Genomic DNA, 22,639 nt, shown 5'->3' with positions numbered 1-22,639 from the left:
TGACGACGGGGGAGAGCAGGTGCGGGATGCCGTCATAGACCGACAGCTCCAGCATCTTGGGATCGACCATGATCAGGCGGCACTCCTCCGGCTTCAACCGGTAGAGCAGGCTCAGGATCATGGTGTTGATCGCCACCGACTTGCCCGAGCCGGTGGTGCCGGCCACCAGCAGGTGCGGCATGCGGGCGAGATCGGCGATGATCGGCTCGCCGCCGATGTTCTTGCCGAGGCACAGGGCGAGCTTGTGCTTGGTCTCGACGAAATCGACCGAGGCGAGAAGTTCGCGCAGGAACACCGTCTCGCGCTTGGCATTCGGCAATTCGATGCCGATGGCGTTGCGGCCGGGGACCACGGCGACGCGGGCGGAGACGGCGGACATCGAGCGGGCGATGTCGTCGGCGAGCGCGATGACGCGGGAGGACTTGGTGCCGGGGGCGGGCTCCAGTTCGTAGAGGGTCACCACTGGCCCCGGACGGACAGCCAGGATGTCGCCGCGCACGCCGAAATCCTGCAGCGTCGCCTCCAGCATGGTGGCGTTCTGCTCCAAGGCCTCGGCCGAGACCTCCGAGCCCGGGGCCGCCTCGCGCGGGCGCGCCAGCAGCTCCAGGGCGGGAAGCCGGTACTCGCCGGGCTCGAACCGGGGTTCGGCCGGACGCGCGCGCGCCGCCTGGGCTTGCGGCAGCGGGCGCGACACGCGGGAAGGCGGCTCGGCGGCCATCGCCTCCTCGGCGTCGAGAGCCGGTGCCGGGCGCGACGGGGCGGCGCGAGGGGGCGCGTGCTCCTCATCCTCCTCCGGGGCGAAGGAGGGCTCGCGGCGATCGGAGGCACCGGTCCGCTCACGGGCCTGCGGCGCCCAGGGCGCCTCCTCCGCCTCGGCGAAGGCGCGGCGGGCCGCGAGAGCGGGAGAAGCGCCGGCATAGGCCAGCCCCTCGCCGTGCTCGGCCGGGGCCTGCCAGGATTCGAGCTTGGTGCGCAGCGAGGCGCGGCCGCGCATGACCGCCTGAGCCAGGGCGCCGAGGGAGAGGATCCCGAGGCTCGGCTCGTCGGCATCGTGGCGCTCCTCGTAGGGAGAGCCGCGGCCGGCGCGGGGCGCGGGACGCTGCGTGCCGTAGGGCGCCTCGTCCTCCTCCTCAAACTCGGGCTTGGTCACCCGGCAGGCGGCGGTGAGGCTGAGGATGGCGATGCCGGCGAAGACGAAGCCGGCGAAGGCCGCGAGCGGCCCGACCAGCATCCGCGTGCCCGCGAGCAGGGCATCGCCGGCCACGCCGCCGAGGCCGGTGGGCAGCGGCCAGCGGGCGGTCGGCGGCAGGGCGCTCGCCACCGCGCTCACGCAGAGCACGCCGACGCACCACAGGGCGATGCGCACGCCGCCATGCGGCAGATCGCGCTCACGCATCAGCCGCATGCCCCACAAAGCGGGGGGCAGCGCGAAGGCGATCGCGCCGAGCCCGAGCAACTGCATGGCGAGATCGGCCACCACGGCGCCGGGGCGGCCGAGCACGTTGTGCGCCCGCTGGTCGGTGGCATGGTTGAGGCTCGGGTCGTCGATCGACCACGTCGCCAGGGCCACCGTCAGGGCGACGGCGCCGGTGAACAGGATCAGGCCGCCGCACTCCGTCAGCCGCTTGGCCAGGAACGGCCGCAGGCTGTCGACGAAGGTGTCGTAGGGCGACGCGGAACGGCGGAGGGAACGCATGCGCAAACCGGTCCGGTGTCAACGATCCGGTAAGGCTAATGCGGCGCGGTTAACGGGGGGCTAAGCGATCAGGGACGGACGATTCTTCTCCCCGTCGCTCCTCACCCCGCCCGAACGACAAGAAGCCCCGGATTTCTCCGAGGCTTCCCCGCCGAGGCGTTCCGTCGTCGCCGGAGAACCGGCGGAGTTGTCTTCAGAAGGTGAAGCCGGTCTCGACCAGGTAGCGCTCCTGCGAACGCTTGGTGCCGTCGCGGCCGAAGCCGAAGCCGGGGGTCACGTCGTAGGCCTGCACCGTCGCGAACTCGCCGCGGACGAAGTAGCGGTCCCAGGTGAAGGTCGGCGTGATCGTGAAGGAGAGGGCCGAGCTGCCCGGGCCGTACAGGAGGCTGGTCGCGCTCAGGACGTCGCCCCGGGTGCCCGACTGGGCGATGTACTCGACACGGCCGGCCAGGGCGAAGTTGTCGGTGAAGCTGTAACCGGCGAGCAGCGCGCCGCCATAGGTCTCACCGCCGATGATCGGGCTGAAGTAGTTATTCTTGCGATCGACGGTGGTGTACTGGAAGTACGGCGCGATGATCCACGGGCCGTTGGCGTAGGTGTAGTTGACGCTGATGATGCTGCTGTTCTGCAGCGAGTTGATCGTCGCGAACTGGAAGCGCGGGCTGCGGGTCGACGAATCGAAGTCGCTGAAATGCGTGCCGCCGTTGATGCCGATCGTGTTGGAATCGTCGAGCTTGTAGGTGGCGAAGCCCGTGACCCAGTTCAGTTCACCGGAATAGAAGCCGTCGTTCACCGAGACGGCGGCCGCGAACGGGCCGCTGGCATAGTTCACCTGGACGCCCTGGTTGATGAAGTTCTCCTGGTTGAACACCAGACCGCGGGAGATGTTCAGGTTCTGATAGGAGAACAGCAGCTCGGAGCCGATATTGGTGAACATCCGGCCGGCCTGGATCGACCACTCATCGTTGATCTGCCACTTGCCGAAGGCCACCGGCACCGGTCCGAACAGCGAATCGGTCTGCTCGAACGAGGAATAGAGCGGCAGGCCGAGCGCCGGAATCGAGTAGAGGCCGGCATGCACGTAGAATTGCAGCGGGCCGTCCGCCTTCTGGATCCAGCCCTGGAGGTTGGTGAAGTCGACCCGGCCGAAGCGGTCCTGCTCGGCTCCGGGGGAGAGGATGCCGAAGGCATTGGTCTGGCTATAGGCGAAGCCGGTGACGGCGCCGCCGACATAGATGTCGCCGAGGCCGGTGGTGAAGCAGGCCGGGTTGGGGTTCGCCTTGATGAAACCGCCGAAAGTCGGCGTCGAGATCGCGGCCTTGCAATGCTCCTCGACGATCACCGGGGCCGTGTTCTTCGCCGGCATGTCCGCGGCCAGGACCGGCAGCGCGGTCACGGTGGTGAGCGCCGCGCCCGCGGCCAGGATCCTTGTCTTGATCGTCATCTTAGGTGAGCCCCACAATTTGATATTGCCAAGGTGCCGAACTGCGCGGTTCACCGCAAAATCAAGTTTTGCGCATTTGCCTATTTCTTAGGCAATTTTCAGCATCCACGGCCTTGACCCTGGAAGTGTTGTAGGAAGATCACTATTTTTGCTCATACTTCTCCCTGGGCAAAAATTTTTCTCTTCGAGACGACTGAAAAAGCGGCAACCGGATCGTCTCTCCATACCGCCCACCCGCGGACGCAGTTTCCCTCCCGAAGAGGTCACGGCCAGAACAGAAAAAGGCCCCGGCGCGATGCGCCGAGGCCCGGACTTCACATCGCCCGCCCCGAGAAGGCGGGCGAAGGCTCAGTAGTTGTAGGCGCGCTCGCCGTGATCGGCGATGTCGAGACCTTCGCGCTCCTCCTCCTGCGTCACCCGCAGGCCGATGGTCAGGTCGACGAGCTTGTAGAGGATCGCCGAGCCGATGCCCGACCACAGGACGGTGAAGCCGACCGCCTTCGCCTGGGTGATGAGCTGGGCCACCATGTCGTAGGAGCCGAGCACGAGTTCACCGGGCTTGGTGGTGTAGTCGGGAATGCCGGCGCCGCCGAGGGCCGGCGATACCAGGATACCGGTGGCCAGCGCGCCGAGGATGCCGCCGACGCAGTGCACACCGAACACGTCGAGGGAGTCGTCGTAGCCCAGGGCGTTCTTCACGGTGGAGCACATCACGAAGCAGACCGCGCCCGCGACGAGACCCAGGAGGATCGAGCCCATCGGGCCGGCAAAGCCTGCGGCCGGGGTGACGGCGACGAGGCCGGCGATGGCGCCCGAGAGCATGCCGAGCAGGGACGGCTTGCCCTTGGCGGCCCATTCCACGAACAGCCAGGACACGGCGGCGGCAGCGGTGGCGACGAAGGTGTTGATCATGGCGACACAGGTGGTGCCGTTGGCTTCGAGGTTGGAGCCGGCGTTGAAGCCGAACCAGCCGACCCAGAGCAGCGAGGCGCCGATCGTGGTCATGGTCAGCGAGTGCGGGGCGAGCAGATCGCGGCCGTAGCCGATGCGCTTGCCGAGCATCAGGCAGCCGACGAGGCCGGCGATGCCCGCGTTGATGTGCACGACGGTGCCGCCGGCGAAGTCGAGGGCGCCCCATTTGAACAGCAGGCCGGCATCACCCAGCACGGCGTCGTACTCGGCCTTTGCCGCGGCATTGGCCTCGCCACCGGCGGCGGCCAGCTTGCGCGCGGCGTCGGCGAAGACATCGGGACCGCCCCAGTACCAGACCATGTGAGCCATCGGGAAGTAGATCAGCGTGACCCAGAGGATCGAGAACACGATCAGCGCCGAGAACTTCATGCGCTCGGCGAAGGCGCCGACGATGAGGCCGGGGGTGATCATCGCGAACGTCATCTGGAAGCAGATATAGACGTATTCGGGGATCACGACGCCGTTGGAGAAGGTGGCCGCCACCGAGTTGGCGTCGACGCCCTTGAGGAAGGCCTTGGAGAAGCCGCCGACGAAGTCGTTGAGGCCGCCGCCATTGGTGAAGGCGAGGCTGTAACCGTAGGCGACCCACAGCAGGCAGACGATCGAGGCGATGGCGAAGACCTGGGTCAGCACCGAGAGCATGTTCTTGGTGCGCACGAGGCCGCCGTAGAACAGCGCGAGGCCCGGCACGGTCATCAGGAGGACCAGGACCGAGGACAGCAGCATCCAGGCCGTATCACCCTTGTTGGGCAACGGGGCGGACGGCGCCGGAGCGGCGGCGGCTTCGGGGACGGGCGACTGCGCGAGGGACGGCTCGACGAGAAGGAGGCCGAGTGCGGCCCCTCCCAGTCCGAGCGCGAGAAGATGGCGAAGTTTCATGGACAGGAAGCTCCTGATCGCAGTGCGTCGAGCAAGTTGAAGAGGTCGGGGCGACGCGGCCGAGCGCCTCGCCGGAAAGGGGTGAGCGTTCCCGGACGACCGGCTGGAGAGCCGATGCGGAAGAAGGATGCCTCAGAGAGCGTCGGCGTCGGTCTCGCCGGTGCGGATACGGACCGCCTTCTCCAGCGGCATCACGAAGATCTTGCCGTCGCCGATCTGACCGGTGCGGGCGGCGCCCGCGATGGTGTCGATCACGCTCGTCACGAGGTCGGAGGCCACCGCCACCTCGATCTTGAGCTTGGGCAGGAAGCTCACGGCATATTCGGCACCGCGATAGATCTCGGTGTGCCCCTTCTGCCGGCCGTAGCCCTTGACCTCGGTCACGGTCAGACCGTGCACGCCGATGCCGGTCAGGGCGTCGCGAACCTCCTCCAATTTGAACGGCTTGATGATCGCCATCACGATTTTCATGGGCGGCGCCCCCTTTGTTCTGCCTTCCCACCGCCGGCCGCGCACCGGCCGAGACCCAGCGGTTCCGCGAAGGTCGGAATGACCCTGCGACTGCGCGCCATCATTCAAGGACCGTGCCAAGCGGAACCATTTTCGATTTTGCTGCCCTGCCCAGAACGTGAGCGCCGTCTGGTCGCAATGCGAGCAGCGTTGCCGGAAAAACCGCCCAAGAAAAGGGCATTCAGCTCAGTGGGACGCCAGAATTCGGCGAGACGACTGTCAAAAGAGTGTTCGATGGGGTTTTCGCTCAGGAACGACGCAGACGGATCAGCCCCTCCTGCGCCACCGAGGCGACGAGCCGGCCCTCCTCGTCATGGAAGGTGCCGCGGGCGAAGCCCAGGGCGCCCGAGGCGGTCGGGCTATCCTGCGAGTAGAGCAGCCAGGAATCGGCCCGGAACGGGCGGTGGAACCACAGGGCATGGTCGAGGCTGGCGGATTGGATCTCGGGATCGAACACCGTCCGGCCGTGCGGGATCAGCGTCGCGTCGAGGAGCGTCATGTCCGAGGCATAGGCCAGCACCGCGCGGTGGATCGCCGGATCCTCCGGCAGCGGCTTCGTCGCGCGCATCCAGACATGGTAGCGGGCGGGCTTCGGCCTGCGGTCCCGGTAGCGGTCCGCCTCCACCGGCCGCAGCTCGATCGGCCAAGCGGTCGTGAAATAGGCGAGCATCGGCTCGGGCACGATCGTCCCCTCCGCACGGGCCAGGGTCCGGGCATCCGCGAGGGCGTCCGGGCCCGGCAGATCGGGCAGGCCTGCCGCGTGGTCGAGGCCGTCTTCCGGCGCGTGGAACGACACCGACATGGCGAAGATCGCCCGCCCCTTCTGGATCGCCTTGACCCGGCGGGTGGTGAAGCTGCCCCCGTCGCGGATGCGCTCGACCTCGTAGACGATCGGCACGGCCGGATCGCCGCCGAGGAGGAAATAGGCGTGCAGCGAGTGCGGGGGACGGGCGGCCTCCACCGTGCGCGAGGCCGCGACCAGGGCCTGCGCCACGACCTGGCCGCCGAACACCCGCGGCCAGCCGATGCGCGGGCTGACTCCGCGGAACAGGTCTGTCTCCAGACGCTCCAGATCGAGGATCGCGAGGAGCGCATCGACGGGATCGGACATGGCGGCTTCGCTGTAGTGAGGGCGGAAGGGATCGGCGTGCGGACCGGACGCGGCCAATAGCGGCGCGGCCGGGCCACGCCATGCTTATACCGCCGCCCGGTTCGGCCGCGACGGGGTGCGAACCATTCCGGGGCGGGCTATCACCACCCGATGCCGCCGCCCCGCGCCGGGACGGCACCGAGAGGGAACCGGAGGGAAGAGGACGCGTCATGAGCGTTATGGATCGTTCCCCTCGCCATCGCCGCACCGGGCATCGCAGCCTGCTGATCGCAGGGGCGGGCATCGCCGGCCTCACCCTGGCGGTCGCCCTGAAACAGGCGCATGGCCCCGCCCTCGACGTATTGGTCTGCGATCCCGGCCTGGAGGCCGGCGCCGCGCGCCATCGCGGGCGCGCCTACGCCGTCGCGGCCGGGCCCCGGCGGATGTTCGAGCGCCTCGGCCTCTGGCCCCGGATCGCACCGGCGGCGGAGGCGATGCGCCGGCTGGTGATCAGCGACAGCCGGGTCGGCGATCCCGTGCGCCCCGTCTTCCTCACCTTCGGCGACGGCACGGAAGAGCGGAGCGAGGGCGAACCCTTCGCCCACATGGTCGAGGCGGAGCCGCTGGTCGCCGTGCTGCTCGATGCGGCGCGGGAGGGGGGCGTGCGGCTGCTGGCGACGGGCGTCAGGGCCGCCGTGCCGGGCCCGAGCGCCATCCGGGTCCGGCTGCGCGACGACAGCGAGGAGAACGTCGCCCTGGTGGTCGCCGCCGATGGCGCGCGCTCGGCGCTCCGCGAGGCCGCCGGGATCGGCTGGGTCGGCTGGTCCTATCCGCAATCCGGCATCGTCGCCACGATCCAGCATGAGCGTGACCACGCGGGCCGGGCCTTCGAGCATTTCCTGCCGAGCGGCCCCTTCGCGATCCTGCCGCTGACGGCGGGAGGCGCCCTCGGCCACCGTTCCTCCATCGTCTGGACCGAGCGCAGCGCCGACGTGCCGGCCCTGCTCGGCGGGGATGCGGCCGAGACGCTCGCCGAGATCGAGCGCCGGTTCGGCCACGAACTCGGCCGGATCGCCCTGGAGCACGGCCCGAGCGCCCATCCGCTGAATCTCGGCATCGCCCGCAGCTTCCGGGCCCCCCGCCTCGCCCTGCTGGGAGATGCCGCCCACGTCATCCACCCCCTGGCGGGCCAAGGCCTCAATCTCGGCCTCGCCGGGGCGGCGGCCCTGGCGGAGGCGGTGACCGGCGCCCTGCGGCTCGGGCTCGATCCCGGCACGGATGCGGTGCTGCGCGATTACGAGCAGGCGCGCCGCTTCGACACGGTGGCGATGGCGGCGGCGACGGACGGGCTCAACCGGCTGTTCTCCAACGACAGCCTGCCGCTTCGCCTCACCCGCGATCTCGGCCTTGGACTCGTCGACCGGATGCCGGGGCTGAAGCGGTTCTTCATCGGGCAGGCCTCCGCCCTGGCGGGCCGGGGTCCGCGCCTGCTGCGGGGTGAAGCCCTCTGAGTCGGAACGCGGCGCCGCCGCCGCCGTTGATACCGCCGCCACCATGGAGAGCAGCATGCGGATCATCGCGACGGCAACGGCCCTGACGGTCATGACACTGGCGAGTGCCGGAACGGCAGAGGCGAAGGGCTGCATCAAGGGAGCGATCATCGGCGGCATCGCCGGCCATTATCTGGCCGAGCGCGGGGTCGTCGGCGCCGTGGCCGGCTGTCTGACCGGGCGCGCCCTGGCGAACCGGCGCGCGCGGCGGGACCGGGAGATCGAGTACGGCGCCCGCACGCAACCCCTCGGCTACGGCGACCGGCGGGCCTATCCGCGCCGCGATTACGGCTACTGAGAGCGGACCGGGGGTGCCGTCCCGGCGCCCCATCGGCCCTGGGACGGCGCGGGCGGACCGCGGCGTTCAGGCCAAACGTGTCGCGCAAACGTGCCGGCGCAGGCGCAAGGAAGAGCCTCCAAGCGGCTCCGCTTCCCAGGAAATTGACCGTGGAGCCGTGACGTCCCCGCGCGTCAACCACCATTTGCGGCCATCCGCTTTTTCGTTCATGTAGCGGCACCGCGTGCCGGGCGGGTCCGCACGCGCCGATCTGCCACCCGAATGCATCGGGATTTTTGAACCCCGGGATTTGCGAACCCATGGCTACACCGGATTTCGACCTCGGCGACATCAAGCGCCGCATGCAGGGCGCCGTCAGCTCCCTGAGCAAGGATCTGGGATCGCTGCGCACGGGCCGCGCGACGCCGAGCCTGCTCGACCCGATCCAGGTCGAGGCCTACGGCGCCTCCATGCCCATGGCCCAGGTCGCCACGGTGAGCGTGCCCGAACCGCGCCTGCTCTCGATCTCCGTCTGGGACCGCTCGATGGTCACCAATGTCGAGAAGGCGATCCGCGAATCCGATCTCGGCCTCAACCCGATGACGGAAGGCCAGACCATCCGCCTGCGCATCCCCGAGATGAACGAGCAGCGCCGCAAGGAAATGGTCAAGGTCGCCCATAAATACGCGGAGGAAGCCCGCGTCGCCGTGCGCCATGTCCGCCGCGACGGTCTCGACATCCTCAAGAAGCTCGAGAAGGACGGCGCCATCAGCGAGGACGACGAGAAGCGTCAGGCCGGCGACGTGCAGAAGGCCACCGACGACGCCATCGCCGAGATCGACGGCGTGCTGGCCAGCAAGGAAAAGGAGATCATGCAGGTCTGAGATCCCCGGCCTGCATGGAACGGGACGAGCGGAGCCGCGCCGGGCAGCGGCCGAGCGCGTCCCGCCGAGAGTGATGCTGCACGGTCGCCGCCAGGCACGTCTTCGGCGGCCGGCGGCGTGGGACATTCCGAAGATGGGAGAGGCGCGTTGGTTCGCTCGGAAGGCGCGCGGCAGATCGGGGACGCGGGCCAGCCCGCTCCCGAGGGTCCGGCGCGGCCGGCGCCCCGGCACGTCGCCATCATCATGGACGGCAACGGCCGCTGGGCCGCGAGCCTGGGCCTGCCCCGCTTCGAGGGACATCGCCGCGGCGTCGAGGCCGTGCGCCGGGCGGTGCGCTCCGCCATCAGCCTCGGCATCGGCTATCTTACCGTCTACAGCTTCTCCTCCGAGAACTGGAGCCGCCCGGCCTCCGAGGTGTCCGACCTCATGGGCCTGCTGAAGCTGTTCGTGCGCGGCGACCTCGCCGACCTGCATGCCAGCAACGTCCGCGTCCGGGTGATCGGCGACCGGGCCACCTTGTCGGCCGACATCGCCGGCCTGCTGGAGGAGGCGGAGACGCGCACCCGCGCCAATACCGGCCTGACCCTGGTGGTCGCCTTCAATTACGGCGGGCGCCAGGAGATCCTGCGGGCGGTGCGGCGCATCGCTCAGGCCGTCGCGGAGGGCCGCCTGCGTCCCGAGGAGATCGGGCTGCCGACCATTGCGGACGCGCTCGACACCGCCGGCATCCCCGATCCGGATCTGGTGATCCGCACCTCCGGCGAGCAGCGTCTCTCGAATTTCCTGACGTGGCAGACGGCCTATGCCGAATACGTGATCGAGCCGGGCTTCTGGCCGGACTTCGACCACGCGGCCTTCCTCGCCGCCGTCGACGAGTATCATCGCCGGGACCGCCGCTTCGGCGGCCTGAGCGCCGGGGCCGGATGATGGCGCGGGACGACGTGGCTCCCCCGGCGCGGCGCGCGCCCTTCGCGTCCCGCGAGTTCGGCCTGCGCGTGGCCTCGGCGCTGGTGCTCGGTGCGGCTGTGCTCGGCACGCTCGTGGCCGGCGGCTGGGCCTTCGCCCTGGTCTGGCTGATCGCCGGCACCGTCGGCGCGGCCGAGTGGCTCGCCATGACCCGCTCCGAGCCGCTCGCCCCGCTGCTCGGGCTGACCGGCACGACGCTTCTCGCCGCCCTCGTCGCCTTGCTGCTCGGCGCGCCCGCCTGGGTTCCGGCCCTCGCTCTGCTCGCCGGCCTCGTCGCCCTCGTCGCCACGGGGCGCCCGCCCGCCCGGCGCAAGGCGGTCTGGGGCCTGCTCGGGGCGGCCGTCGTCGCCCTGGTGCCGACCCTGCTGCGGATCGACCCGCAGATCGGCCTCGTCGGCCCCGCCTGGATGTTCGCGGTGGTGTGGTCGACCGACAGCGTCGCCTACTTCACCGGCCGCCTCGTCGGCGGGCCGAAGCTGATGCCGCGGGTGAGCCCGAAGAAGACATGGTCGGGGGCGCTCGGCGGCCTCGCCGCCGGGATGATCGGCGGAACCGCGACCCTGCTCATCGCCCGATCGCAGGGCTGGGACGCGCTGCCCGGCCTCACCACCGCCGCCGTCGCCGCGCTCAGCGGACTGGCCTCGATTCTGTCGCAGGGGGGTGATCTCGTTGAATCCGCCCTCAAGCGCCGCTACGGCGTGAAGGATTCCGGCCGCTCGATTCCCGGCCATGGCGGCGTCATGGACCGGCTCGACGGCTTCTTCGCCGTCGCCCTGCTCGCCGGCCTCTGCCTCGCCGCCCTGCGGCTCCTGAATGCCTGAACGGAAGTCATCCTCGTGAGCCTGACCGTCACCGTCCTCGGCGCCACCGGCTCGATCGGCCGCTCGACCACCGATCTCCTCGCCCAGCACGCGGGCCGCTTCCGCATCGGCGCCCTGGTGGGCGGCAAGGACGCCGCCGCGCTCGCCAAGCTCGCCCTGGAGCTGAAGCCGGATTTCGCCGCTTTGGCCGACGAGGCCGCCGGTCCCGCCCTCGCCGAGGCTCTGGCGGGTTCGGGGATTCCGAACGGCGCGGGCGAGAGCGCCGTGCTGGAAGCGGTCGCCCGGGACGCCGACATCGTGGTCGCGGCGGTGAGCGGGGCGGCCGGCCTCAAGCCCACCCACGCCGCCCTACGCCTCGGCCGCACCATCGCGCTGGCCAACAAGGAGAGCCTCGTCTGCGCCGGCGACGCCTTCATGCGCGACGCCAAGCGCTACGGCGCCCGCATCCTGCCGGTGGATTCCGAGCACAACGCCCTGGCTCAGGCGATGGGCGACGGCCGCGTCTCCGACATCGCCAAGATGACCCTCACCGCCTCGGGCGGGCCGTTCCGGACCTGGGACAGGGCGCGCATCGCCGCCGCCAGCCCGAGCGAGGCCGCCGCCCACCCGACCTGGTCGATGGGCATGAAGATCAACATCGATTCCGCCTCGCTGATGAACAAGGGGCTGGAACTGATCGAGGCGCATCACCTCTTCGCCATCGAGGCGGAGCGGCTCGACGTGATCGTCCACCCGCAATCGATCGTCCACGGACTGATCGCGTGGCGCGACGGGGCGGTGACGGCGGGCCTCGCCATGCCCGACATGCGGGTGCCGATCGCCCATTGCCTCGGTCTCGGCGACCGCCTGGAGATCGCCCGCGGCCGGCCCCTCGACCTCGCCGCCACCGGCAGCCTCACCTTCGAGCCGGCGGACGAAGCGCGCTTCCCCTGCCTGCGCGTCGCCCGCGCCGCCCTGGCCGAGGGGGGCGCCGCCCCGACCGTGATGAACGCCGCCAACGAGATCGCGGTCGCCGCCTTCATCCGGGGCGCGATCCCGTTCTACGGCATCGCCGAACTGGTGGAGCGCGCGGTCGAACATTTCGCCGCCGAGCACCGCCGCGCCCCCGAGGATGTCGACACGGCACTGGCCATCGACGCGCAGGTGCGGGCCTGGAGCCTAGAGGCGGTACCTTCCGCCCGCGCAGCGGGTTAACCTGCAACGCAGTCTCGCCGGGACGGCCGGGCAGGATGCTGCGGACGCGCGCGATTAGATCTCGCGCTCGAACGTGAGGCGTGCGACGATCCGCAGCTTGCGGACCGTGCGGCCTCCCTGCCAGGGCGGAACGGCCGACATGGGGGTCCGAACGCGGCGCGGCCTGCCGGATCTCGTATGACAGTCGCGGCCTGAAGGAATGGCGGCCATGGAATTCTTGAGCGGCATGGGCGGCAACGCGGCCGGCTTCTTCGGCGCGGTGATCCCGTTCCTGTTCGTGCTGACCATCGTCGTGTTCGTGCACGAGATGGGCCACTTCCTCGTCGGCCGCTGGTGCGGCGTCGGCGTCACCGCCTTCTCCATCGGCTTCGGCCCGGAGATCGTCGGCTTCAACGACCGGCGCGGCACCCGCTGGAAGCTCTCGGCGATCCCGCTCGGCGGCTACGTCAAGTTCGTAGGCGACGCCAACGGCGCCAGCGTGCCGGACCCCGAGGCGGTCGCCCGCATGAGCCCGCACGAGCGGGCGGTCAGCTTTCCGACCCAGCCGGTGGCCAAGCGCGCGGCCATCGTCGCGGCGGGCCCGATCGCCAACTTCATCCTGGCCATCGCCGTCTTCGCCGGGGCGATCTACCTCAACGGCCGTTACGAGACCCCGGCCCGGGTCGAGGCGGTTCAGGCGGGCAGCGCCGCCGAGCGGGCGGGCTTCCAGCCCGGCGATGTGATCCGCAGCATCGACGGCACCCCGGTCGACACCTTCGCTGACATGCAGCGCGTTGTCTCCGGCGCCGCCGGCTCCTCCCTGACGATCACGGTGGACCGCGCCGGCCAGGCTCAGACCCTGACCGCCGTGCCCGACATGATCGAGGAGCGCACCTCCTTCGGCCGGCACCGCTTCGGCCGGCTCGGCATCAACGGGCCGAATGCCGGCGCCGCCAAGCTGGTGCATTACGGCGCCTTCGATTCCCTGCGGCTGGGCGTCCACGAGACCGCTTTCGTGGTGGAGCGCACCTTCGACTATATCGGCAAGCTCGTCACCGGCCGCGAATCCGCAGACCAGCTCTCGGGGCCCATCGGCATCGCCCGGGTCTCGGGCGAGGTCGCTCGGGTCGGCGGCGTCGGCGGACTGATCGGCCTGATCGCCCTGCTCTCGGTGTCGATCGGGCTCCTCAACCTGTTCCCGATCCCGCTCCTGGACGGCGGCCACCTGCTGTTCTACGCCTTCGAGGCGGTGCGCGGACGCCCCTTGAGCGAGCGGGCGCAGGAGATCGGCTTCCGCATCGGGCTCGCCTTCGTGCTGATGCTGATGCTGTTCGCCGCCTGGAACGACATCCTCAACCTGGGCGCCTCCCTGAGCCAGCGCGGCACCTGATCGACCCCGCCCATTCCCCTCGATTCGACGGCCCGGCGGCAGCGCCGGGCCGTTTGTCTTAGGGTTAACAAGAGCTTGCACCGATCCGCCCATGGATCGGAAAGACGTGATAGGCATCATATTTACGCCCTATTCACTCTAATCTGAAATCCTTCGCGCCGGTCCTTCGCCGTTAAGTGGCGCGAAGGCCACGACCCCCCAAAATCCCTGGGTGCCGGACTTCCCCCTCGTTTGCTTCGTAGGGGAATCCCGATACAAGCGTGGCTGGGACCAGAGGGCGGCCCGTCCTGAGGGCGGCTGCCTGCGGGTGCGAACCCGTGCTGAGATAAAAAGAGACGGGCGATTACATGATGTCGATGACGGGAAAGCGCCGGCGAAAGTCGGCGGAGCGGGCCATCGTCCTGGTCGCGACCGCCGCCGGCGTGATCCTCGGCGGCGCCGCGGCGCAGGCCCAGCAGATCGTCGTCGAAGGCAACCGCCGGGTCGATTCCGACACGATCCGCTCCTACGTCACCGGTACCGCCTCCGGCTCGCCCGAAGAGGCGCGCCGTAACCTCCTCTCCACCGGCCTCTTCTCCGACGTGCAGGTCTCGGCCCGCGGCGGCACCACCGTGGTGCGCGTGCGGGAGAACAGCGTGATCGGCCGCGTCTTCTTCGAGGGCAACAAGAAGGTCGAGAAGGCCACGCTCGAGAGCGTCGTCGAGAGCAAGGAGCGCGGCGCCCTCAGCCAGGCCGTGATCGCCGCGGACGTGGAGCGGATCCGGGACGTGTACAAACGTTCGGGCCGGGGCACCGCCAAGGTCAGCTACCGCCTCGTCGACCTGCCCAGCGGCCGCTCCGACGTCGTCTTCACCATCGACGAAGGCGACAAGACCGGCATCCGCGAGATCCATTTCGTCGGCAACAGCGCCTACTCGGAATCGACCCTCAAGGGTCTGATGTCCTCCTCCGAGATGAACTTCCTCTCGTTCATCAAGACCTCCGACGTCTACGATCCCGACCGCATCAGCGCCGACCTCGACCTCGTGCGCCGCTACTACCTCAAGAACGGCTACGCCGACTTCCGCATCGTCAACGCCGATGCCCGCTACGTCGAGGCCGGCGAGCAGACCGGCTGGGTCATCACCGTCACCGTCGACGAGGGCGAGCAGTACACAGTCGGCGCCGTGGCCGTGGATCCGCGCATCCCCGGCGTCGACCGCGAGGCCCTCGACGGACAGATCCGCGCCCAGGTCGGCGACGTCTACAACGCCGAGGATGTCGAGAAGACGCTGGTCGGCGTCACCAACGAGGTCAACCGCCAGGGCCATCCCTTCGCCCAGGTCCGCCCCACCGGCCAGCGCGACCGCGCCACCCATCAGGTCTCCCTCGGCTTCGTGGTCGAGGACGGCCCGCGCGTCTATGTCGAGCGCATCAACGTCCGCGGCAACACCCGTACCCGCGACTACGTCATCCGCCGCGAGCTCGATCTGGCCGAGGGCGACGCCTATAACCGGGTGCTGGTCGACCGGGCCGAGCGCCGGCTGAACGGCCTCGGCTTCTTCAAGAAGGTGCGCTTCTCCAACGAGCCGGGTTCCGCCCCGGACCGGGTGATCGTCAACATCGATGTCGAGGATCAACCCACGGGTTCGTTCTCGGTGGCGGGCGGCTACTCCACCCAGGACGGCATCATCGGCGAGGTCTCGGTCTCCGAGTCCAACTTCCTCGGACGCGGCCAGTATGTCCGCGTCGCCGCCCAGGGCGGCCAGTACGCCAAGGGCTTCGACTTCTCGTTCACCGAGCCGTACTTCCTCGGCTATCGCCTCGCGGCCGGCTTCGACGCCTTCTACAAATATTCCGACCTGACCCGGTACTCGCGCTACGAGACCACGGTCTATGGTGGCCAGATCCGCGTCGGTCTGCCGATCACCGAGGAATTCGGCGTCACCTTCCGCTACTCGCTCTACAACACCGAGCTGCGGGTCCCGAACACCCTCAAGCGGCCTTATAACGACTGCTCGGTTCCGATCCCGGGTTATACCGTGGTGCAGAACGGGCTGCCCGCCACCGGTGCGGCGGGTGAGCAGGCGCTCTATCCGAACTGCGCCTTCGACGGCGAGGCCCCGATCGCGCTCAAGGGATCACAGGGCTCGACCCTGACCTCGCTCGCGGGCGTCACCCTGGCCTACTCGACCCTCGACAACCTGCAGCGGCCGTCGAACGGCTTCTACGCCGAAGTGAAGCCGGACATCGCCGGCCTCGGCGGCGACTCCAAGTTCTTCCGCGTGACGGGCGATGCCCGCTACTACAAGGAGCTGTGGGAAGACGTGGTCGGCTTCGTGCGCGTCCAGGGCGGTCACATCTCGGCGCTGGACAACAACCCGCTGCGGATCACCGATCAGTTCTTCCTCGGCCCGTCGCTGGTGCGCGGCTTCGCACCGAACGGCCTCGGCCCGCGCGATATCGGTATCGCCGATGCCCGCTCCAACGCCATCGGCGGCACCACCTATTTCGGCGCGACCGTCGAAGTTCAGTTCCCGATCTGGGGTCTGCCGCGGGATCTCGGCCTGAAGGGCGCCCTGTTCGCCGATGCCGGTACGCTGTTCGGCTATGACGGCCAGCGCACCTTCGACGTGAACCGCGACAACATCATCAACGGCTTCGCGCCGGGATCGGGCTGCAACTACACGAACTTCGGCGCCAACGCGATCAAGGTGGAGCCCGAATGCGTGAACGTCCGCGACAAGGCGACGATCCGCTCCTCGGTCGGTGCCTCGATCCTGTGGAACTCGCCGCTCGGCCCGATCCGCTTCGACTACGCCTACGCCCTGTCCAAGGATGAAGGTGTCGTGACCGCCTTCGGCCGCGTCGGCAAGGATCAGATCCAGGCCTTCCGCTTCTCCGGCGGCTCGCGCTTCTGATCCCGAGAGCCCGGTCTCGATCGACTGGGCTTCACAGCGATCCTTCGAGAGCCGGCTTCGACCGTCCTATGGTCGGAGCCGGCTCTTTTCTCCGGAACGGTTCCTTTGTCCCGGCCCCGGTGCCCCGTGGCGCGAAGGGCGCTATAGCGGCGCTCCGATCCCCCTGCCGGCGCCTTGCGAGCCTCATGTCAGATCCCATCTTCATCGCGCCGAAAGGCGGCCTGACCCTGGGCTCCGTCGCGGAGGCCTGCGGCGTCCCCCTGCCGGAGGGCGCCGACCCCGCCCAGGCGGTGACCGGGGCGGCCCCCCTCGAAACCGCGGGGCCGAGCGAACTCGCCTATATGGACAATGCCCGCTACGGCGAGGCGCTCGCCGCGACGCGGGCCCTGGCCTGCCTCGTCTCGCCGCGCTTCGCCGCCCGCGTTCCCGCCGGCACCATCGCCCTCGTCACCCGCGACCCCTACCGTGCCTATGCCGGGTTGCTGGCCCGGCTCTACGAGGAGGCGATGCGGCCCGGCTCGCTGTTTGCCGCCAACGGGATCGCGCCCGGCGCCCATGTCCATCCGCAGGCGCGGCTGGAGGACGGGGTCCGGATCGATCCCGGCGCAGTGGTCGGCCCCGGCGCCGAGATCGGGTCCGGCACGGTGCTCGGCCCCAACGCGGTGATCGGGCCGAATGTGCGGATCGGGCGCGACTGCTCCATCGGCGCCGGCGCGACCCTCACCCATGCCCTGGTCGGCAACCGCGTGATCGTCCATCCCGGCGCCCGGATCGGCCAGGACGGGTTCGGCTTCGCCATGGGTGCCGGCGGTCATCTCAAGGTGCCGCAGATCGGCCGCGTCATCGTTCAGGACGATGTCGAGATCGGCGCCAACACCACGATCGACCGGGGCGCCTCCCGTGACACGGTCATCGGCGAGGGCACCAAGATCGATAACCTGGTGCAGATCGCCCACAACGTGGTGATCGGCCGGCATTGCGTGATCGTCTCCGGCGTCGGCATCTCCGGCTCGACCACCTTGGAGGACTACGTCGTGCTCGGCGGTCAGGTCGGCGTGGTCGGCCACCTGCGCATCGGCATGGGCGCGCAGATCGCCGGCTCGTCCAACGTCAACCGCGACGTGCCGCCGGGCTCGCGCTGGGGCGGCACGCCGGCCAAGCCGGTGCGGACGTGGTTCCGCGAGATGACGACGCTGGCCCGCCTCGCCGAACGCTCGGGATCGAGCAAGGACGAGCCGGAGAACACCTGATCGTCGGGGCTCCGCCCAGCGCTCCGCCAAAGGGCCGAAGCCCCCTTGGGAATCCCCGACCCTGCCGTCAGAGCCGGCTGAACAGGGCGCGGATTTCCGGGGAGCCGCTCCAATGCTCGACCCGGTGGCAGGTCAACCGGTCCCGCTCCAGGGTGCGGTAGATCGCGAGGCTCTCCGCGACGAAGGCTTCGAGCCCGAGGGTTTCGGGCGGCGCCCCCCGGCGCTGGCGCCGCTTGAACACCGTGGAACCGGATACCCCGTAGAGCGTCGCCAGCGGCGGGTAGACCGGCCAGATCGCATCGTCCAGCAGCACGTCCGGCGCATAGGCCTCGACTGGGACCGTCCGGGGCGTCAGCCCGGCCTCGCGCAGCAGCCGCGCGGCGATGTCGCCGAGCACGGCGAGGCGCGGATGGTTGATGTTGTGCATGAACAGGCCGCCCCGCGACCAGCGCAGCAGCTCCGTCGAAAGGTCGAAGCCGATGGCGCGGCTCGATGCGATCAGGTCGGCGGCGGCCCCGTCCCAGGCATCGAGATAGCCGAGCCGCGCGAACACCTCCTCGCGGAACAGCCCGACGATCCGCTCAAGCGGGAGCCCCTGGAGGAAGCCGAACAGGGCGATGGCCGAATGGTAGGTGCCGAGCGGCGACGGCGCCAGCTTCGCCCGCGCCACGGAAGAGAGATCGCCGACATAGACCGCGTCCGGATGGAAGGCGGTGAAGACGAGCGCGGGGAACAGCCGCATCCGCGGCAGCTTCTCCCGCAACGCGTCGGAATCTCCCTCCGGGAAGAAACCCGCCGGGAAGGGTTGCGAGAAAACGTGGTCGCAATCGCCGAGCCCCCGCGCGAAGGCATCGAGGCTGCGTTCCTTCTTGCCGAGCGTGCCCATCGGGATCAGGCGCACCCGCGCGTCGGGCACGAGGATGCGCACGGCCTCGGCCAGCCCCCTGGCCTGGCAATTGCCGATGACCGCGATCCGGGGGCCACCGGCTTCCGGCTCGCGCCGCGCCGCCCATGGCAGGTTCAAGGGCCTCAGCAGCCGGGACAGCCTCGCAGCCAAGGTGGCCGCCTATTCGCGCCGCAACAGGCGGTCGACCATGAGGTCGGACCAGAAGCCGGCGCGGAATCTCTGCGTGAGCGCGGCCGGATCGTAATGGTGCTCGACCCAGTCGAGGAAGCCGAGGCCCCGCGCTTCGCCCTCGCGCAGATAGGTGGCGAAGAAGGCGTCGAGAATCCCGGTCTTGGCGAAGCGGAAATGGCCGTAGCGCGGCGAGAGCTGGCGCAGGGCCTCTCGCACCGGCCGCCCCTCGTGCAGGATCAGGAACAAGGCCGCGGCGAGCCCCGCCCGGTCCGCCCCCGACTTGCAATGCATCACGGCCGGATAGTCGAGGCCGGCGAAGAAGTCCTTGGCCGCGAGCAGGGTCTCGCGGGAGGGCGCCTCGCGGGAGCGCAGCACGAATTCGACCAGCGTGAGCCCCTGCCGCTCGCAGGCCTCCCGCTGCAACGGCCAGGAGCCGTGCTCGCGCCCTCCGCGCAGGGACACCACCGTGCGCACGCCCTGGCGCTTGAACCACGCGAGCTGGTGCGGTGTCGGCTGGGCCGAGCGCCAGACGAGGCCGGTGCCGATCCGGTGCCGGTTGAGATAGGCGACGCGGAAAATCCCGTGATCGACGAGCAGCATGTTCGCCCAGGCCTTGGCCCGGGAGAGGGATCCGTCGATGGGCCGCTCGAACTTCGCGATGCGCGCCATGCGCCGCGCGTAGCGCGTTTCGGGGGGAAGGAATCGATTGAACACGGAGCGCGTGGGAATGCCTGCGGAGCGTCCGTCTATCAGCCCGCCCTGCGAGCGACAACGCGGCTCCGCTCGCGGCATTGCCGAACCGGTCGCTTTGCCAGCATCATGTCCGTGCCCGCCCGCAACCGGAGCCCCGCGATGACGACGAACACGGTGAGCATCCGCCGCGCCCGGGTCGCGGACGCCGCCGGCCTGTCGGCGGTGTTCGATGCCGCGTGGCGCGAAGCCTATCAGGGCGTGATCCCCGGCGTCGCCCTGGAGCGTTTCCTGGTCCGGCGCGGACCGGCGACGTGGCGTGCCATGATCGGCAGCGGGCGGGGGCTCGCCGTCGTCGCCTTCGACGAGCAGGTCGCGGGCTACGCCACCTACGGCCGGACGCGGGACCGGGCCCTGGCGACGGATGGCGAGATCGACGAACTCTACATTGCGCCCGAATTCCAGGGGCTCGGCCTCGGCAGCCGCCTGTTCCGGGCCGTGCGCAACGACCTGATCGATCGCGGGCTCACCCGCATCGGCGTCTGGGCGCTCGCCGACAACACCCGCGCCTGCGCCTTCTACGAGAGGCTGGGCGGCGTGACGGGGCCGATTTCGGTCGAGCGCCTTTCCGGCATCTGCCTGCCCAAGGTCGCCTACCTGTTCTTCTGAACAGGGTTTTCCAAGGCAGAACGGCAGCCCGTGAAACCACTTGGCCGAAGGGGCGATTTCAATTCCGGCCCGCGCATTCTAAGACAGCCGGCGATGGGTGCGGCGTGATGAGCCGGCCCGCACGAGACACCCGCGGGACGACGCGACGCGTCCGGCGGCCGGATCAAAGAGAGCACTGGGCAATGGACATCAACGCCATCTCGATCGGCAAGAACCCGCCCCACGACGTCAACGTCATCGTCGAGGTTCCCCTCGGGGGTGAGCCGATCAAGTACGAGATGGACAAGGACGCCGGCACGCTGGTCGTCGACCGGTTCCTCTACACGCCGATGTTCTATCCGGGGAATTACGGCTTCATCCCGCACACCCTCTCGGGCGACGGCGACCCGTGCGACGTGCTGGTGGCCAATACCCGCGCCATCATTCCCGGCGCGATCATCAGCGTCCGACCGGTCGGCGTGCTGGTGATGGAGGACGATGGCGGCGAGGACGAGAAGATCATCGCCGTGCCCTCGCGCAAGCTGACGCAGCGCTACAACCGGGTCGAGAACTACACCGATCTGCCGGAGATCACGATCAGCCAGATCCAGCACTTCTTCGAGCACTACAAGGACCTCGAGCCCGGCAAGTGGGTGAAGGTCGTGCGCTGGGGCGACAAGGAGGAGGCCCAGCGGCTGATCCTGGAAGGCATCGAGCGGGCCAAGGCCCAGAAGGCCTGAGCAGCCGATTGACTCTCCGGGCCGCGGCGGTTTCCCGCCACGGCCCGGATGATTCCTCGCCCGCCCTATCGGGGCGAAGCCGACGCGTCGTCGATCAGATGCTGGCCGATCTCGGCCGCGACCGCATCCCCATGCGTCTGCGCGAGATCGTGACCCGCATCCGGAAAAACGCGAAGACGCGCATTCGGTAAGAGAGTCAGCAGGCGCTCCCCGACGGCGACCGGGCTGATAGGGTCGGCGCCGCCCCACAGGAGCAAGGTCCGCGCCTTCACCGTCGGAATCCGGCTTGAGAGATCGCAGACAGGGCCGGCGATCCACCGCGCCGCGTTCGGGAAAGCAGTGAAGTAATCGGGCTGCCAATCCGCCCCACCCAGATCGGCGACGGGTACGCCGCCCGAGGTCACCGCGAGGACGAGCCGCTCCACCGAGCCGGGCCGCGTCAGGGCCAGCTTGAGCGCGATCAAGCCGCCCATCGATTGCGCGACGATATTGACCGGCTCCGTAATGTCACGCGCCACCAAGGCGACGAGATCGTCGATCCCGGCGATTCCCGGCCGCGACGGCTCGGCACCCAGTCCCGGCCACGAGAAGAACACACCGTCTAACCGCGCCCTGTCGGCGACCGGCTTCCAGAAGGACGCATGCCCCGAGGCCCCGGGCAGGAAGAGCGTCTTGGAGGACGGCTTGGAGGGTGACTTGGGCATGATGCATCCGAGGAGCCCGAAAGGGTCCGCTCCCGTCGCCGCGAAGTTCCCCTGGCCGCCGTCAGCGGCCCTTACGGCACCACATGGGTCGAGACCGAGGCACCCGTCAGGATCGCGGTGATCGAGCTCGGGGCGTGCACGGAGCCGACCACGATGGTGAGCCGGCTCTCCCGCGCCAGGGCGAAGGCGGCGGTATCCATCACCTTGAGATCGCGGGCGATGGCCTCGTCATGGGTGATGCGGTCGTAGCGGATCGCGTGCGGATCGCTCTTCGGATCGGCCGAATAGACTCCGTCCACCTGGGTCGCCTTCAGCACGGCGTCGCAGCGCAGTTCGGCCGCCCGCAGCACTGCGGCCGTATCGGTGGTGAAGTACGGATTGCCGGTGCCGCCCGCGAGCACCACGACCTGGCCCTTGTCGAGATGATGGAGGGCCGGCTGGCGGGCATAGGTCTCGCAGATCGTCGGCATGGAGACCGCCGACATGGTGCGGGCCTGCACGCCCGCGGCGTTCAGCGCCGTCTCGATGGCGAGCGAGTTCATCACCGTGGCCATCATCCCGAGGGAATCTCCCGTCGCCCGGTCGATCCAGCCGGCCTGGGAGATGCGGGCGCCCCGGATCATGTTGCCGCCGCCCACCACCACCGCGACTTGGATCCCGCGGGCGATGGTGCCGGCGATGTCCTCGGCCAGGGCGGCGAGGGTCGGGGGATGGAGCCAGTACCCGTCCGGAGCCGCGAGCGCCTCCCCGGAGAGCTTGATGAGGACTCGGCGGTAGGGTGTCGTTTCCGACATCGAAGATCCTCGTCGTCTCGGGCGGTTCGCGTGGCGGCTTCTACCAACACGGGGACCCGAACGTCGAGGGGCGGCGGCATCGCTGCCGCCGCCCCTGACGAGACGACCTGTGAGGATCGGGAATGATCGCAGCGCCCTCCGCCGGAATGGACACCGGTCCGGCGAAAGGGAGCGCGTCGGAGC

At 69.5% G+C, this 22,639-nt stretch carries 20 protein-coding genes; 11 read left to right on the top strand and 9 right to left on the bottom strand.

Translation table 11 applies throughout. From position 1 onward, the window contains the following. From MZTS_RS00430 to tesB, 5 genes are all read right to left on the bottom strand, one after another. On the bottom strand, window positions 1-1,696 hold a 1,696-nt coding region (locus MZTS_RS00430), incomplete at its 3' end, for a DNA translocase FtsK (RefSeq protein ID WP_192280280.1). 193 nt (window positions 1,697-1,889) lie between these two features. Continuing rightward, window positions 1,890-3,140, bottom strand: coding sequence for an outer membrane beta-barrel protein (locus MZTS_RS00425; RefSeq protein WP_009865061.1), 1,251 nt, complete (start codon window positions 3,138-3,140; stop codon window positions 1,890-1,892). A gap of 348 nt (window positions 3,141-3,488) precedes the next feature. Next, entirely contained in the window at window positions 3,489-4,991 is a 1,503-nt protein-coding gene (locus MZTS_RS00420; protein WP_192280271.1) for an ammonium transporter, read from the bottom strand. 132 nt (window positions 4,992-5,123) lie between these two features. Then, complete coding sequence (locus MZTS_RS00415; RefSeq protein WP_192280270.1) at window positions 5,124-5,462, bottom strand: P-II family nitrogen regulator; 339 nt, start codon at window positions 5,460-5,462, stop codon at window positions 5,124-5,126. A gap of 286 nt (window positions 5,463-5,748) precedes the next feature. Beyond that, window positions 5,749-6,612: an acyl-CoA thioesterase II gene (gene tesB / locus MZTS_RS00410; protein WP_192280268.1), complete on the bottom strand. Its 864-nt coding sequence runs from the start codon at window positions 6,610-6,612 to the stop codon at window positions 5,749-5,751. A gap of 209 nt (window positions 6,613-6,821) precedes the next feature. Here tesB and MZTS_RS00405 point away from each other — a divergent pair, with 209 nt between their 5' ends. The 9 genes from MZTS_RS00405 (at window position 6,822) to lpxD (ending at window position 17,802) form a co-directional block, all read left to right on the top strand. Continuing rightward, on the top strand, window positions 6,822-8,102 hold the full coding sequence (locus MZTS_RS00405; RefSeq protein ID WP_192280266.1) for an FAD-dependent monooxygenase: 1,281 nt from the start codon (window positions 6,822-6,824) through the stop codon (window positions 8,100-8,102). Window positions 8,103-8,157: 55 nt separating this feature from the next. Next, window positions 8,158-8,439 carry a hypothetical protein gene (locus MZTS_RS00400; protein WP_192280264.1) on the top strand — a complete coding sequence of 94 codons (282 nt, stop codon included), beginning with the start codon at window positions 8,158-8,160 and terminating at the stop codon, window positions 8,437-8,439. Window positions 8,440-8,738: 299 nt separating this feature from the next. Then, window positions 8,739-9,302: a ribosome recycling factor gene (frr, locus tag MZTS_RS00395; RefSeq protein WP_009865489.1), complete on the top strand. Its 564-nt coding sequence runs from the start codon at window positions 8,739-8,741 to the stop codon at window positions 9,300-9,302. Window positions 9,303-9,449: 147 nt separating this feature from the next. After that, window positions 9,450-10,229 (top strand): isoprenyl transferase, encoded by a 780-nt coding sequence (locus MZTS_RS00390; RefSeq protein ID WP_192280262.1) that lies wholly within the window; start codon window positions 9,450-9,452, stop codon window positions 10,227-10,229. Further along, a complete protein-coding gene (locus tag MZTS_RS00385) occupies window positions 10,229-11,089 on the top strand; it encodes a phosphatidate cytidylyltransferase (protein ID WP_192280292.1) in 861 nt (286 codons plus the stop codon). The genes MZTS_RS00390 and MZTS_RS00385 overlap by 1 nt, the downstream gene beginning before the upstream one ends. A gap of 15 nt (window positions 11,090-11,104) precedes the next feature. Next, window positions 11,105-12,283 carry a 1-deoxy-D-xylulose-5-phosphate reductoisomerase gene (gene dxr, locus MZTS_RS00380; RefSeq protein WP_009865519.1) on the top strand — a complete coding sequence of 393 codons (1,179 nt, stop codon included), beginning with the start codon at window positions 11,105-11,107 and terminating at the stop codon, window positions 12,281-12,283. Between the two features lie 208 nt (window positions 12,284-12,491). Then, entirely contained in the window at window positions 12,492-13,652 is a 1,161-nt protein-coding gene (gene rseP / locus MZTS_RS00375; protein WP_192280259.1) for an RIP metalloprotease RseP, read from the top strand. Window positions 13,653-13,999: 347 nt separating this feature from the next. After that, window positions 14,000-16,552 (top strand): outer membrane protein assembly factor BamA, encoded by a 2,553-nt coding sequence (gene bamA, locus MZTS_RS00370; protein ID WP_192280256.1) that lies wholly within the window; start codon window positions 14,000-14,002, stop codon window positions 16,550-16,552. A gap of 185 nt (window positions 16,553-16,737) precedes the next feature. Next, window positions 16,738-17,802: a UDP-3-O-(3-hydroxymyristoyl)glucosamine N-acyltransferase gene (gene lpxD, locus MZTS_RS00365; protein WP_192280253.1), complete on the top strand. Its 1,065-nt coding sequence runs from the start codon at window positions 16,738-16,740 to the stop codon at window positions 17,800-17,802. A 67-nt stretch (window positions 17,803-17,869) separates the two neighbouring features. Here lpxD and MZTS_RS00360 read toward each other — a convergent pair whose 3' ends face one another. Continuing rightward, the gene (locus MZTS_RS00360) at window positions 17,870-18,826 is read right to left on the bottom strand and encodes a WcbI family polysaccharide biosynthesis putative acetyltransferase (protein WP_246481921.1); all 957 of its coding nucleotides are present in this window, start codon (window positions 18,824-18,826) and stop codon (window positions 17,870-17,872) included. A gap of 42 nt (window positions 18,827-18,868) precedes the next feature. Continuing rightward, window positions 18,869-19,594, bottom strand: a complete 726-nt coding sequence (locus MZTS_RS00355; protein WP_192280248.1) for a fused DSP-PTPase phosphatase/NAD kinase-like protein — start codon at window positions 19,592-19,594, stop codon at window positions 18,869-18,871. 138 nt (window positions 19,595-19,732) lie between these two features. Between MZTS_RS00355 and MZTS_RS00350 the strand changes: the two genes are divergently transcribed. Together MZTS_RS00350 and ppa are read left to right on the top strand one after the other, a co-directional pair. Next, on the top strand, window positions 19,733-20,239 hold the full coding sequence (locus MZTS_RS00350) for a GNAT family N-acetyltransferase (protein WP_192280245.1): 507 nt from the start codon (window positions 19,733-19,735) through the stop codon (window positions 20,237-20,239). A 182-nt stretch (window positions 20,240-20,421) separates the two neighbouring features. Then, window positions 20,422-20,958: an inorganic diphosphatase gene (gene ppa, locus MZTS_RS00345; RefSeq protein WP_192280241.1), complete on the top strand. Its 537-nt coding sequence runs from the start codon at window positions 20,422-20,424 to the stop codon at window positions 20,956-20,958. Between the two features lie 65 nt (window positions 20,959-21,023). On the opposite strand, the gene MZTS_RS00340 is transcribed toward ppa, so the two are convergent. Both MZTS_RS00340 and pyrH read right to left on the bottom strand, forming a co-directional pair. Further along, entirely contained in the window at window positions 21,024-21,662 is a 639-nt protein-coding gene (locus MZTS_RS00340) for an alpha/beta fold hydrolase (RefSeq protein WP_192280238.1), read from the bottom strand. 71 nt (window positions 21,663-21,733) lie between these two features. After that, window positions 21,734-22,456 (bottom strand): UMP kinase, encoded by a 723-nt coding sequence (gene pyrH, locus MZTS_RS00335; protein ID WP_192280235.1) that lies wholly within the window; start codon window positions 22,454-22,456, stop codon window positions 21,734-21,736. Window positions 22,457-22,639 lie beyond the last annotated feature (183 nt).

This window comes from Methylorubrum zatmanii (assembly GCF_014845115.1).
Lineage (GTDB): Bacteria > Pseudomonadota > Alphaproteobacteria > Rhizobiales > Beijerinckiaceae > Methylobacterium > Methylobacterium zatmanii.
The sequence above is the reverse complement of the archived record's forward strand: the minus strand, read 5'-3'. Positions and strand labels throughout refer to the sequence as shown.